The organism is Psychroserpens sp. (assembly GCF_045105015.1).
GTDB lineage: Bacteria > Bacteroidota > Bacteroidia > Flavobacteriales > Flavobacteriaceae > Psychroserpens.
This window is the reverse complement of the sequence record NZ_JBGCCX010000038.1, coordinates 1-13503: the sequence shown is the minus strand read 5'-3', so window position 1 is coordinate 13503 and position 13503 is coordinate 1. Positions and strand designations below refer to the sequence as shown.

The 13503-nt window shown below is 33.0% G+C and carries 10 protein-coding genes, 2 tRNA genes and 1 pseudogene; 4 read left to right on the top strand and 9 right to left on the bottom strand.

What is annotated here, in order from left to right; translation table 11 throughout:
• The first annotated feature begins 96 nt into the window (after window positions 1-96).
• Both AB8B90_RS03025 and AB8B90_RS03020 read left to right on the top strand, forming a co-directional pair.
• Window positions 97-168, top strand: a tRNA-Gly gene (locus AB8B90_RS03025).
• 47 nt (window positions 169-215) lie between these two features.
• Window positions 216-299 (top strand) — tRNA-Leu (locus AB8B90_RS03020).
• Between the two features lie 101 nt (window positions 300-400).
• On the opposite strand, the gene AB8B90_RS03015 is transcribed toward AB8B90_RS03020, so the two are convergent.
• Window positions 401-835, bottom strand: coding sequence for a hypothetical protein (locus AB8B90_RS03015; RefSeq protein ID WP_405333500.1), 435 nt, complete (start codon window positions 833-835; stop codon window positions 401-403).
• Between the two features lie 114 nt (window positions 836-949).
• Window positions 950-2134 carry a 3-deoxy-D-manno-octulosonic acid transferase gene (locus AB8B90_RS03010; protein ID WP_405333498.1) on the bottom strand — a complete coding sequence of 395 codons (1185 nt, stop codon included), beginning with the start codon at window positions 2132-2134 and terminating at the stop codon, window positions 950-952.
• A 130-nt stretch (window positions 2135-2264) separates the two neighbouring features.
• Between AB8B90_RS03010 and AB8B90_RS03005 the strand changes: the two genes are divergently transcribed.
• Entirely contained in the window at window positions 2265-3419 is a 1155-nt protein-coding gene (locus AB8B90_RS03005) for a DegT/DnrJ/EryC1/StrS family aminotransferase (RefSeq protein ID WP_405333496.1), read from the top strand.
• 5 nt (window positions 3420-3424) lie between these two features.
• Window positions 3425-4447: a UDP-glucose 4-epimerase GalE gene (galE, locus tag AB8B90_RS03000; protein WP_405333494.1), complete on the top strand. Its 1023-nt coding sequence runs from the start codon at window positions 3425-3427 to the stop codon at window positions 4445-4447.
• Window positions 4448-4515: 68 nt separating this feature from the next.
• On the opposite strand, the gene lspA is transcribed toward galE, so the two are convergent.
• The 7 genes and pseudogenes from lspA to AB8B90_RS02965 form a co-directional block, all read right to left on the bottom strand.
• Window positions 4516-5004, bottom strand: coding sequence for a signal peptidase II (gene lspA / locus AB8B90_RS02995; RefSeq protein WP_405333492.1), 489 nt, complete (start codon window positions 5002-5004; stop codon window positions 4516-4518).
• A gap of 5 nt (window positions 5005-5009) precedes the next feature.
• Entirely contained in the window at window positions 5010-5903 is an 894-nt protein-coding gene (fabD, locus tag AB8B90_RS02990) for an ACP S-malonyltransferase (RefSeq protein ID WP_405333490.1), read from the bottom strand.
• Window positions 5904-5946: 43 nt separating this feature from the next.
• Window positions 5947-7506 (bottom strand): NAD(P)/FAD-dependent oxidoreductase, encoded by a 1560-nt coding sequence (locus AB8B90_RS02985; protein WP_405333488.1) that lies wholly within the window; start codon window positions 7504-7506, stop codon window positions 5947-5949.
• An 83-nt stretch (window positions 7507-7589) separates the two neighbouring features.
• Window positions 7590-11171 carry a M1 family aminopeptidase gene (locus AB8B90_RS02980; protein WP_405333486.1) on the bottom strand — a complete coding sequence of 1194 codons (3582 nt, stop codon included), beginning with the start codon at window positions 11169-11171 and terminating at the stop codon, window positions 7590-7592.
• Between the two features lie 20 nt (window positions 11172-11191).
• The gene (locus tag AB8B90_RS02975; RefSeq protein WP_405333484.1) at window positions 11192-12076 is read right to left on the bottom strand and encodes an ABC transporter ATP-binding protein; all 885 of its coding nucleotides are present in this window, start codon (window positions 12074-12076) and stop codon (window positions 11192-11194) included.
• Window positions 12077-12245: 169 nt separating this feature from the next.
• Window positions 12246-13175 carry a dihydrofolate reductase gene (locus AB8B90_RS02970; protein WP_405333483.1) on the bottom strand — a complete coding sequence of 310 codons (930 nt, stop codon included), beginning with the start codon at window positions 13173-13175 and terminating at the stop codon, window positions 12246-12248.
• Window positions 13176-13231: 56 nt separating this feature from the next.
• A pseudogene (locus AB8B90_RS02965) lies at window positions 13232-13503 on the bottom strand (hypothetical protein); the annotation flags it as partial.

The following is a 13503-nucleotide window of genomic DNA, read 5'->3' as shown; positions in this document are numbered from 1 at the left end:
AAGTTTTAAAGGAAAATACTTTTGAATTTATAGAATTGTATTAAATTTGCATCCGCATTCATAACGAATGATGTTCATTTAAAATAGCTTAATTACGCGAAAGTAGCTCAGGGGTAGAGCATCACCTTGCCAAGGTGGGGGTCGCGGGTTCAAATCCCGTCTTTCGCTCTAAACCTATAAAAATATACCAATTTGTACGTTAAGTACATCTAAATGCTGAAGTGGTGGAATTGGTAGACACGTTGGACTTAAAATCCAATGTCCCTTGGGACGTACGGGTTCAAGTCCCGTCTTCAGTACTAAAGCCTTTATCGAAAGATAAAGGCTTTTTTTATTTGTAATGGTATAATAAAAAAGGCCTGATTAAAATCAGACCTTTTTTATCTAAACTAAGTTAATCTTAGTTGTCCTTTTTCATTTTGTTTAGAGCATCAGCTCCTTTTTCTTTTGCTTTGTCTACAGCATCATTAGCAGCGTCCTTTGCAGCGTCTTTAGCACCATCAACAGCATCGTTAACTGCATCTTTAGCTTTGTCGGCAGCATCACCAGCAGCATCTTTAGCAGAATCAACAGCATCACTAGCAGCATCTTTAGCAGAATCAACTGCATTTCCAGCAGCGTCTTTAGCGTCATTCATTGCGTCACCAGCAGCATCAGCAGCATCACTTGCAGCTTCACCTACAGCATCAGCAGCATCGTTTACGGCATCACCAGCAGCATCAGCAGCATTCTCAACTGCATCACCAGCAGCTTCAGCTCCTTCTTTTGTTTCTCTACATGATACAGATACAATAAGTGCCAATACCAATACCATGTTTAATAATAATTTTTTCATTGTAATAGTTTTAGTGTTAATTAATAATACACGAAATTAATAAGTTATATTGAAATGACCTTGAAAAAATTAACTTTTTGTTAACAAGACAAGGCTTTACTTACAATTTCAGTCTTATATACGTGCATAATCTATGATTTGGTTGACAGCTCCTCTATTTTTTTTGATAAATGTTTCATTTATTGCACCAAGTTCTTTTCTGTTCTCTGAGAAATTAACCAATCGATCTAGTTCGTTTTCGAGTTTAACTTTGTTGTCTACAGTTATGACACCTCCATTTTCAATCATTATTTTTGCTTCCGGAAATTTGTCATAATTTTTACCAATAATAATGGGGATTCCAAATACTGCTGGTTCTAAAATATTATGAAGTCCAGTTGAACCCATTGCTCCACCTACAAATGCAATATCAGCATAACTATATATTTTAGTTAATAGACCAATGGTATCTATTATAAATACCGAATAGTCATTAATTGATTTATTATTCATCTCTGAATACAAAATATGTTTGATGTCTAGTTGTTTTATAATTGTATCAATCTGAATTTTGTTGACATTATGAGGAGCGATAATAAACTTTAAATCTTTAGATGCATTTTTATTAATGTATGGCATAAGTATAGATTCATCTTCAGGCCAAGAACTTCCTATAACTACGCATAAACTGTTCGCTTTAAATTCAGAAATAAAATTCAAGCTATTATCTTGTAATAATTGATTAGAAACACGATCATATCTTGTGTCACCAGAAACAATAACATTTGTAATATTTATGTTTTCGAGTAATTGTTTTGATTTTTCATTTTGGACAAAAATCTTCTCGAATCCATGTAACGCTTTTCGAAGGTGACTTCCATACCATTTAAAATAAGAATGATTTTTTCTGAATAGAGCTGAAATTAATATTGCACGTCCATGTCTTTCTCGTAGTTCATTTAAAAAATTTGGCCAAATATCATACTTTACAAAAACTGTAAATTCGGGATTTATAAGGTTTAGAAATCGCCTTGCATTTGTTTTTGTATCTAATGGTAAATACGTTACGACATCTGCTACAGGTGAGTTATTACGTATCTCATATCCAGAAGGAGAGAAGAACGTTAATATAATTTTGTAATTGGGATAGTTGCTTCTAATCGCTTCAAATACAGGTAAGCCTTGTTCATATTCACCAAGTGATGCACAATGAAACCAAATGGTTTTATCATTTTGTGACAAATTATTTTTCAGTATCTCAAATGTTTGTTTACGACCGATAACCCCTTTTCGAATCTTAGGATTAAAAAACGAGACCATATTTAAAACAAAAGAAAGTATATATATGCCTAAATTATACAATATGTAAACATTTATGTTACTGCTAAAATACAGTTCTTTGAAATAATTTCATTGCTTAATGCTTATGAATTTCGTAATTTCGTATGATATGAAAAAAATTCAAATGGTTGACCTTAAAGGTCAATATAGCAAAATAAAAGCTGAGGTTGATAGCTCTGTTTTAGAGGTGTTAGATTCTACAGCATATATTAATGGCCCAAAAGTTCATGGGTTTCAAAAAAATCTCGAAGATTATTTAGCCGTTAAACATGTGATCCCTTGTGCAAATGGAACCGATGCGTTACAAATTGCTATGATGGGATTGGGTTTAAAGCCAGGAGATGAGGTAATAACTGCCGATTTTACTTTTGCAGCTACTGTTGAAGTTATAGCATTATTACAATTGACTCCAGTGTTAGTTGATGTTGACCCTGTGACATTTAATATAGATATAGATGCCATAAAAAAGGCTATCACACCGAAAACGAAAGCAATTGTACCAGTACACTTATTTGGTATGTGTGCAAATATGGAAGCGATTATGCAGATTGCTGAAGATCATAATCTTTTTGTAATTGAAGATAATGCTCAAGGCATTGGATCAACATATACATATAGCGATGGTAGAAAAGCAAAAGCCGGAACAATTGGTCATGTTGCTTCAACATCATTTTTTCCATCTAAAAATCTAGGTTGCTATGGAGATGGAGGAGCGATTTTTACTAACGATGACGAATTAGCGCATACTATTAGAGGTATTGTAAATCATGGAATGTATGTAAGGTACCATCACGATGTTGTTGGTGTGAATTCTAGATTAGATTCCATTCAAGCCGCAATATTAGATATAAAATTGAAACGATTAGATTCCTATAATTCTGAAAGACGTAAAGCTGCAAGAGCTTATAGTGATGCTTTTGAAAGTATAGACAATATTATTACTCCTAGTGGAAAATGTGACAGTAAATCTATTTGTGAAACATGCGATTGTCATGTGTTTCATCAATATACACTTCGAGTTTTAAATACAGATAGAGATGCTTTAGTAAAGCATTTAAATGAAAAAGGTATTCCATGTGGAGTTTATTATCCTATTCCTCTACATTTACAGAAAGCATATCTAGATACACGATATAATGAAGCTGATTTTGTAGTAACAAATCAATTGGTGAAAGAAGTTATTTCTTTGCCTATGCATACTGAATTAGATGATGAGCAAATCGAATTTATCACTTCTACAGTAATCAATTTTGTAAAGTCATAATATCAATGAAAAAAATTCTTGTAACTGGTGGACTAGGTTTCATTGGTTCTCATACAGTAGTAGAGTTGCAGAATGAAGGTTACGAAGTTGTTATTATTGACGATTTATCAAATTCATCTATACAGGTTCTTGAGGGAATTACAAGCATCACTGGAATAACTCCGATTTTTGAAAAATTAGATTTAAAAGATAAAGCAGCATTAGAACAGTTTTTTCAAAGCCATAATGATATCTCCGGAGTGATTCATTTTGCAGCAAGTAAAGCGGTTGGTGAAAGTGTTGATAAGCCATTGTTGTATTATGAGAATAATCTCAACACACTTATTTATATGCTGAAAGCTGTTCTTAAGTTAGAAACTTCTAATTTTATTTTTAGTTCTTCATGTACTGTATATGGCCAAGCTGATGAGATGCCAATTACGGAAAGTGCTCCAGTTAAACCAGCCGAATCTCCTTATGGTAATACAAAGCAAATAGGCGAAGAAATTATAAAAGATACATGTAAGGTAAATGTAAATTTAAATGCTGTAGCCTTACGTTATTTTAATCCAATTGGAGCTCATCCATCGGCTGAAATAGGAGAATTACCTATAGGAGTGCCTCAAAATTTAGTGCCATTTATTACGCAAACGGGAGCTGGTCTTCGTGAGTGTTTGTCAGTTTTTGGTGATGATTATAAAACACCAGATGGAACATGTATTAGAGATTATATTCATGTTGTTGACTTAGCAAAAGCTCATGTGGTTGCTTTAGAGCGACTTTTAGAAAATAATAACCAATCTAATTTTGAAACCTTTAATGTTGGTACAGGAGTTGGGAGTTCTGTATTAGAAGTTATTCAATCTTTTAACAAGGTTTCTGGGCAATCTCTTAATTATAAGATTGCGCCAAGGCGAGAAGGTGATATTGTAAAAGCTTTTGCAAATACTGAAAAAGCAAATGCTGTTTTAGGTTGGAAAGCAAAATCTACGCTTGATGATGCCATGTTATCTGCTTGGAAATGGGAGAGAAAAATTCGCAATCTTTAAGATTAAGAAACATAACAAAAAAAAAGCCGCTTCAATTTGAAACGGCTTTTTACATTTTGTTAAACGGCTTATTTTTTCTTAGACGCTATAAACCAACTGTATATAAGTACAATCATCCCAAATGTAACTGACATGTCTGCTATATTAAATATGCCTGTTTTAAAAACACCGCCTAAATCAATAAAGAAGAAGTCAGTTACTTGACCGAAAGCAATTCGATCAAAAACATTTGCAATTCCTCCACCAGCTATGCAGCTTAGAGCAATAGTACTTAATTGATCTAGTGTTTTATTTGTAATGATGTAGTATATAAGATAACCTAATACTAATGTTGGTAGAATTAATAAAAATAGAAGTCTCAGTGTATCACTCATGTCACTTCCCATCCCTAGAAAAGCACCTTTATTATAGACATTGGTTAATATAAATTTATCACCAATAAGTTCTATGACTTCTCTAGATTCTATATTAGCTCTAACTAATACTTTTGAAATCTGATCAATAGCAATGTTAATTATAATAAGCAAAATAATGCCTACATTTCTTGATAACTTCATACGTATTAAGCGTTCGTTTCAAAGGTTGCTGAAGCAGTTTCAGATGCTCTATTAATTTTCTTAACTAATCCTTGTAATACTTTTCCTGGTCCAACTTCTGTAAAGTGATTTGCACCATCTGCAATCATTTGTTGAACAGATTGTGTCCAACGAACAGGAGCTGTTAATTGTGAAATTAAGTTAGCTTTAATTTCATTTTCGTTTGTAATAGCAGAAGCAGTTACATTTTGATAGATAGGACAGTATGGTTTAGAAAATGTAGTATTTTCAATTGCTGCTGCCAATTCTTCACGGGCTGGTTCCATCATTGGAGAATGAAAAGCACCACCAACAGGCAATACTAAAGCACGACGAGCGCCTGCTTCTTTTAATGTTTCACAGGCTCTATTAATAGCATCAACTTCACCAGAAATCACTAATTGACCTGGACAATTATAATTTGCAGCAACAACAATACCTTCAGTATTTGCACATACATTTTCAACTATATCATCTTCTAATCCTAAAACAGCTGCCATTGTACTAGGTTGAATTTCACATGCTTTTTGCATTGCTTGCGCTCTTTGAGAGACTAGTTTTAAACCGTCTTCAAAGGTTAAAGCGCCTGCAGCAACTAGTGCAGAAAACTCACCAAGCGAATGACCTGCAACCATATCAGGTTTAAAACTATCACCTAGTGTTTTTGCTAAAATTACAGAATGTAAAAAGATGGCTGGTTGCGTTACTTTAGTTTCTTTTAAGTCCTCAGCTGAACCTTCAAACATAATATCTGTTATAGGAAAACCTAATATTTGATTGGCTTTTTCGAAAAGTTCTTGAGCTAGAGGGGAATTTTCATAAAGGTCTAATCCCATTCCTGAGAATTGAGCACCTTGACCTGGAAATATATATGCATTCATAATAATCACAATTTATGCTGCAAAAATAGGAATAATATTGAACTTATAAATTTGAAGTTGCCGCTTCAGCACATCTTTCACCATCCATTGCTGCAGAAATGATTCCACCAGCATAACCTCCGCCTTCGCCACAAGGGTAAAGATTTGTGATTTCAGGATGTGATAAGCTTTCATTTCTAGGAATGTTTACTGGAGATGAGGTTCTTGATTCAACGCCAATAATATTCGCTTCTTCAGTATAATAACCATGCATTTTTTCTCCAAAAGCTTTAAAACCTTTACGTAATGAGCTGCCAATTAATTTAGGTAATAAAGAATGTAAAGGTGCCGATTTTAAGCCTGGCTGATAAGAGGTCTCGTTTAAAGTCGCAGACAGTTTTCCTTCAACAAAATCGGTTAGTCTTTGTGCAGGAGCAGATTGCTTTCTTCCGCCAGAGGTAAATGCCAAACGTTCTAAATCTTTTTGATATTCTAAGCCCTTTAATTCACCAAAATGATCGTACTTGTATAAATCTTTATCAGAGTTAATTTCAACTACAATACCAGAATTAGCATACAAGTTATTTCGTTTTGAAGGAGACATTCCATTAACTACAACTTCACCATTTGCTGTTGCTGCAGGAACAATAAATCCGCCAGGACACATACAAAATGAGTATACGCCACGATTATTTACTTGTTGTACTAAACTGTAGGAAGCTGCAGGTAATAATTCATCACGTTTTTCACCATTACAGTGATATTGGATGCCATCAATGATATCTTGTGGGTGTTCTACACGAACTCCCATGGCAAATGATTTAGCTTTTAATTTGATGTTTTTATCATTCAATAAATAAAAAATATCACGAGCTGAATGTCCAGTAGCTAAAATGACTTTTTCAACGTCAAGTTCTTTTCCATTTTGAATGTGAATAGTTTTAATTTTATTTTCTATTAGTGTGAAGTCTGTTACCCTTGATTCAAAGTGAATTTCACCACCATGTTTAAGAATAGTTTCTCTTATGTTTTGAACTACTTTCGGTAATTTGTTTGTGCCAATATGTGGATGCGCATCTACTAGAATTTGATCTGTTGCACCATGAAACACAAGATTTTCAAATATTTTTCTAACATCACCACGTTTTAAACTACGAGTATATAATTTACCATCACTGTATGTGCCAGCTCCTCCCTCACCAAAACAATAATTAGAGTCTTCATTTACATAATGGTCTTGATTAATTGCTTTTAAATCACGTCGTCTATCTTGAACGTTTTTTCCACGTTCTAAAACGATTGGCTTAAACCCTAATTCTATACAACGCAATGCTGCCCACATTCCTGCTGGTCCAAATCCTATAATATGAATAGGTTTTGCAGTTGATACGTCTTTATAGTCAAAGGTATATGCTGAGTTTTCGGGCACAGGTTCATTGATATAAACTTCAACTTTGTAGTTAAACATGATTCGTCGCTTTCTAGCATCAATAGACTTTCTCAAAATTTTGATTCCAGTAATATCTGAGGATGTAACACCCAAATCATAGGCCGCCTTGTGCAGGAGTCCATCAGGTTTTCCTTCTTCATGAAGGTTGATGCGAAGTTGTAAAGCTTTTACCATGCTTCGAAAGTAATGAATATTACAATAAAAAACACCCTAAACCAAATTGATGATTTAGGGTGTTTTGATTGAGCTTACTCAAATTAGTTTTCTTGACTTATACTTTTAATGTTATCCTTGAATACACGATCTATTAAAAGATGTCTTGGATCTATAGCTGCTTTAACTGGAAGTGAGTCTAGCTGAACTTTTATAGTAGATGTTTCCTTGTTAAATTTCATTCGCTTTTGTTGGTATAATTGTTTTTCATCATCATCCATAAAGAAACCAACATCAATCCAATCATTAATAGGTGTTTTAGTTTCATTTCCTAAACTATCTGATTTTATTTTTGAGCTTTCTATTTCTAAAGTTATTTCAAACTTGCCATTATCTAAAGCTTTATAGGTCGCTTCATTTAAACGGTTATCGTAAAGCGTGATTTCTTTGAACCAATCTTTAATTAAATAATTAAGAGAATCAGGTACTTGAGGTTCTAAATGTCTTAAAAAGTCTAAAGATGTTGGATAAGGTGGCTTTTTGTAACGATATTCTTCTAAGAAATTTTTCATGGCTAGATTTACTTTATCCTCGCCAATATAATCCTGTAATGCGTAAAGAATAACACTTCCTTTTCCGTAGTGAATATATTGTTGATTCTCTACTTTGTAAAGAGGTAGTTCTTTAAGACGCTCACCACTTCGTCCTCTTAAATATCGATCATGATCGTATTTAAGGAGGTCTCTCATTTCCATCGGACTTTTAGCAATTTCTTTAGAGGTCATTCTAGATGCGTATTGAGAAAACCCTTCACTTAATAGTGTTGAACCTTGCATGTTGACACCTATAAGTTGGTGTGCCCACCACTGATGCGCCATTTCATGAGCAATTACGGCATCTACAACGTTGTTTTTTGTTTCGTCTTCAAGATTAATTATAAATCCAATAGCTTCAGAGTATGGCATCGTTCCTGGAAAAGCCTGAGCAAAAGAGGCATACCTAGGGAACTCAATTATTCTGCATTGTTTGTGATAATATGGACCGAAATTTTTTGTAAAATAAGCTAAAGACCGTTCAACAGCATCTAACATCATATCTACATTTTCAGGATGTTTTTCATCATAATAAACTTCTATATCAATACCATTCCATTTGCGTTTTTTGATTTGGTAATCAGCAGACATAAATGAATAAAAATTCAAGGAAGGTGTATCGGTTTTATAATGATAATAATCTCTTCCGTTGTCGCTCCATTTTTTAATTAGTGAACCAGGAGCAATAGCAGTTTGCTCTTTTATAGTTGAAATCACAGTTTCTACATTAATAAAATCTGACTGACCATTATCTAGATAATTTCGATAATGTAACTCACTTATTTCACTAGTTAGTTTTGGGGTACGTTCTTTGGGTTCTAGATCATATTTTTTTCGAGTGTTTTTATCACTAAGTTCATAAGCTTCATTGTAACCCATGGTTGGTAAAACATCACCATTATTTATAAAGGTTCCGTTTTTGACAATCATAGTTGAGCCAATACTATTTTCAAAACCTTTAGTGATATATTTATTATCTACGCTCATGACTATAGTTTCGCCAGGTTGTAAAGCTGGATTCAACTTATAGATAGTGTATAAGTAAGTACTGTCTTTAAAAACTGGTTTTGCATTAGGAATATTTAGTTTAGTATCCCAACCTTCATTATTAAAAAAGTGTAATGAATCAATTGCTTGATTAGATTCATTTGTTAATTCAATATCTGCTTTTACATAAACGTCTCTTTTGTTAGGAAAAATATCTATATAATATTTAGCATCAGTAACTTTAGGGTGTACAGCGTCTTTGTACTTGCTATATTTTTTTTCAAAATCTGCCTGAAGTTGTTCTGTTGTATCTCCAGAGCGATAAGGGTTCAAAACTTGAGTATTGTAATACACAAAAGCAGCCACTCCAAGCCATATCACAGAAAGGATAGCAATAAAGCTTCTATAACTTTTAGGAACTTCTTTACGAGCTGTTTTTATTCGGCTTAAGAGTGAACTTTTAGAACCACGATTCCATAAAGCGCCAGCTATCAATAATCCTATTACAGATAATAAAATCCAGTAAAGATTAAACCATAGAGTGCTTTTTAAACCTGGTCCAAAACCATTCATATCTGAGTACATTACCGAAGCACTTCCGCCAATATCTAACATGTTAGTTGAGATGTCTAAAATACTTAAGATAATTTCCCACACCATTAAAACTAATACAGAAATAAAATAACCAATATACTTGTTACTTGATAGTACTTGGATCATTATCATAATGCCACCAAAAACGATATATAGTGCTAAATTTTCGTAAAAGAAATCGAGTAAGTATACATCTAATTCAATACGAGTGAACCCGTTTAGTAGCTGATAGATTACTGCAATAATAATAAAGAATAAATTTAATATTGAGGTAATACATACCAATGATAAAGCCTTTGCAGCCATTGAAATAAATGAGGTGTGCGCTGTAGCATCAATCACTTCATTGATTTTACTGTCTCTATCTCTCCAAATTAATTCACCACTAAAAAAAATAAGAATGATAATGGTAAAGATATTAGTATTGTCCTTTATAGAATCTATCAATTTGTAGGTTAGTGGGTAAGACTGTAGTCCAAAATATTCAAAGCCTTGTAACAAATCTGTGAATAAAATAATAATACAAAACAGAAATAAGATTTTAAAAGTAACACTCTTTATGATGCTCAAAAAATTAGTGTAAAAGAAACTTTTAAACTGAAGCCAATTTGTTGAAGCATCATATGAAGGATTCAACTTAGGAAGAATGAAACTCACCTCTTTTATTGAAGTACTTTGCTTTACTTTCTTGATTTTTTTATTCTTCTTTTTGAAAGAAAAATTGAAATAAGATAGCATTAAAATTACTATTCCTACGCCAATCCAAATCAAACGATTCCAAAATAACACACCTGAAAACCCAGGGCTTATTGTGTTTTTGTCTGCAGGAGTAAAGTATTTAGTTTCAATAGAATAGGTGTTAATGCCAAAGATATCTGTTAGTGCAGCTATAGTTTCATTGTCTACGTCAGATGATAGTGAACCTGCAACGATATAAGCAACAATAATAACCAAACCACCAACAAACGAGATAACAGTACTTTTCCATTTGTTTGCCATTGCAAAGATTACTGCGCCAGCAAGAAACATGTTTGGTAAGATGAATAGTAAATAGTTGTTTATAAAAGTTTCGATATAAAAGTCGCCAAATCGAGACGGATCAATCCATTCGAAAATAGAATTGACATAAGTTCCAACCAGCATCCCTATAAAAACGCCTAATAATGGAAGGGTTGAAACGATTAAAGCGCCAAAAAAGCGTCCAAAAAAGTAACCAGGTTTACTTAAGGGCGTAGTAAAAAGAATTTCATTAAATTCATTATTATGATCTCTCAAAGCTGCATTATTAAAGAATGCAACAGCCATTAAAAGGCTGAAAATACAGAAGACAGTAACATGAATTGTTATGGTATATGGCGAATTACGATAGACGTTACCAATAGCTCCACCAACTGTTACGTTGTCGCTAACTGTGGCAAAGAATTCTAATAATGCTAAAATGAATATAAAAATATACACCATAGGTTGTTTTAGGGTATATTTTAATTCCGATAAAAAGAATGTTTTAAACATGATTAAATGGTTAGGTTTGATTAAACAAGTATGTTAGAAGTGTTGATTTTAGAAAAGAAGACATCCTCTAGGTTAGGAGTTACTTTTTCAAATCCGTTTTGCGGATGCTCATCACTAAATACATGTATAAGTGGTTGTCCACCTACCATTTTATTTGATATAATTTTATAATCTTTAGCATAATTTTGAAGCTCATCTCTACTAACAATTCTTTGGAAGACTTTACCATTAAGTGCTTCAGTTGCATCTTTAGGAGAACCATGATAAACGATTTCACCTATATTCATAATTGCCATTTTTGTGCACAATTCGTGAACATCTTCAACGATATGAGTAGATAAAATAACAATGACTTCCTTCCCAACATCAGCGAGTAAATTGTAGAAACGATTACGCTCTCCTGGATCTAATCCAGCTGTAGGCTCATCAACGATAATTAATTTAGGATTACCAATTAATGCCTGAGCGATACCAACACGTTGTTTCATTCCGCCAGAAAACCCTTTTACAGATTTATTCCGTTTTTCATATAGATTCACTTTATCTAGAAGATAATCAACAAGTAGTTTTCGTTCTTTAGCATTTGTAATTCCTTTTAAGATGGCTAAATGTGTTAATAATTGTTCAGCTGTAATTCTAGGGTATACACCAAATTCTTGTGGCAAATAGCCTAAAACTTTACGTAATTCTGCTGGTTGATTTAAGATGTCGATATCATCTAAAGTGGCAGTTCCAGAATCGGCTTCTTGTAGCGTTGCAAGGGTTCTCATTAAAGACGATTTCCCAGCGCCATTTGGTCCTAAAAGACCAAACATTCCATTTTCAAGTTCTAAGCTAACATTGTCTAGTGCTTTGACTCCATTAGCATAAGTTTTTGAAAGATTTTTGATTGTTAGTGTACTCATTGAAGTGTGTTTTTTGATTGATTATATAAATAAGACGATGCGAATTGAAAAGCGTTACAATTGCAATTGATTCCTAAAAGATACTACTTATTTAATAAGACGTAATTATTTAATAAAAGGTTGTCTGGTAGATGAAATCTATCAAAAAAACTATGACGAGTAAACGAGATTACTTTCTAATGTATGTAATAAAAGAGAAGGCATGCTCATGTTTTTCATCTGCATCATGAGTAGTACGATTCATTTCTTTCCATTGGGTTTCATCAATTTCTGGGAAATAAGTATCGGCATTTTCAAAACTTGAATGCACTCTAGTGAGTTCAAGTTTATCTGCGAAAGCCATAGATTGCTTGTAAATTTCACCACCACCAATAATGAAAGGTTGTTGGTCACTTTTAGCTTTATTAATCGCATCTTCAAGACTATTTACAACAATAACACCTTCTGGTGCTTCATAATTAGACTGTCGTGTAATCACGATGTGAATTCTATTAGGTAATGGTTTTGGAAAACTTTCAAACGTTTTTCTCCCCATTATAATATGATGACCATTGGTGAGTTTCTTAAATCGTTTTAAATCATTACTTAAATGCCAAATTAAATCGTTGTCTTTTCCAATGGCATTGTTTTCACCTGCAGCGACTATTATAGTCAATTCTGAACCTTTTTTTTCTGAACTCGGATTAACTTCTAATACTTCATTGTAAGCCTTAGATTTTGCAATTTCTTTTTCTTCTTTCAAGTATTCTAGTTTGAGTTGTTCAATACGATCTTGTTGTTTGGAGACTAAAACTTCTCGCTGTCTATCTTCCCAAGCTTTACCCATAAAGTTATGAGTAACAAAAACACTAATGAAGTGGTACACTAATAAGAACAACCAAATTCCTATAGCAATTACAAACCATTCAAGCCCAGCAATTTTAAAATCTTTACCAATTCCTAATACTGTATTTGCAAGAATAAGAAATACAGCACCAATAAGAAACACTACAAAATGAATGTACAAGCGCTTTTTTTGTTTGATGCGTTTTTCTGCAGTTTTAATTAAAGCTAATTGCTCTTGATCTATGGATGGCTTTGTTTTCTTTTTTCCGAACATTACTGTAACAGTTTATAAATATAAAGTTATAGTTTTTAAAGTAATTAAGTTGGTTTCTATTGAAAATATAACGTCATTAATAAACTAAAAGGTGTGTCTACTGCAATACCTTTAGAAATTCCAGGAGCTTTAAATTTTGGGAGTCTTTTGGTTACTTTAATAGCTTCAATAGCTATTGCTCTATGATTGGCTTTGGCGTTTACGTTTTCTATTTTTCCTTTTTTATTAATCGTGAATTCAACTAGAAGCTGAGTTGATCTTTCTGTTGGTAATGCTCGACTAGCCATTTCAATATCAAAACTCATTTTAATAAAATTCATGATTTTAA

Coding starts and splice junctions, on each gene's coding strand:
- AB8B90_RS03015 (WP_405333500.1), bottom strand. CDS start 835: ATGAAAAAATTATTATTAAACATGGTATTGGTATTGGCACTTATTGTA.
- AB8B90_RS03010 (WP_405333498.1), bottom strand. CDS start 2,134: ATGGTCTCGTTTTTTAATCCTAAGATTCGAAAAGGGGTTATCGGTCGT.
- AB8B90_RS03005 (WP_405333496.1), top strand. CDS start 2,265: ATGAAAAAAATTCAAATGGTTGACCTTAAAGGTCAATATAGCAAAATA.
- galE (WP_405333494.1), top strand. CDS start 3,425: ATGAAAAAAATTCTTGTAACTGGTGGACTAGGTTTCATTGGTTCTCAT.
- lspA (WP_405333492.1), bottom strand. CDS start 5,004: ATGAAGTTATCAAGAAATGTAGGCATTATTTTGCTTATTATAATTAAC.
- fabD (WP_405333490.1), bottom strand. CDS start 5,903: ATGAATGCATATATATTTCCAGGTCAAGGTGCTCAATTCTCAGGAATG.
- AB8B90_RS02985 (WP_405333488.1), bottom strand. CDS start 7,506: ATGGTAAAAGCTTTACAACTTCGCATCAACCTTCATGAAGAAGGAAAA.
- AB8B90_RS02980 (WP_405333486.1), bottom strand. CDS start 11,171: ATGTTTAAAACATTCTTTTTATCGGAATTAAAATATACCCTAAAACAA.
- AB8B90_RS02975 (WP_405333484.1), bottom strand. CDS start 12,076: ATGAGTACACTAACAATCAAAAATCTTTCAAAAACTTATGCTAATGGA.
- AB8B90_RS02970 (WP_405333483.1), bottom strand. CDS start 13,175: ATGTTCGGAAAAAAGAAAACAAAGCCATCCATAGATCAAGAGCAATTA.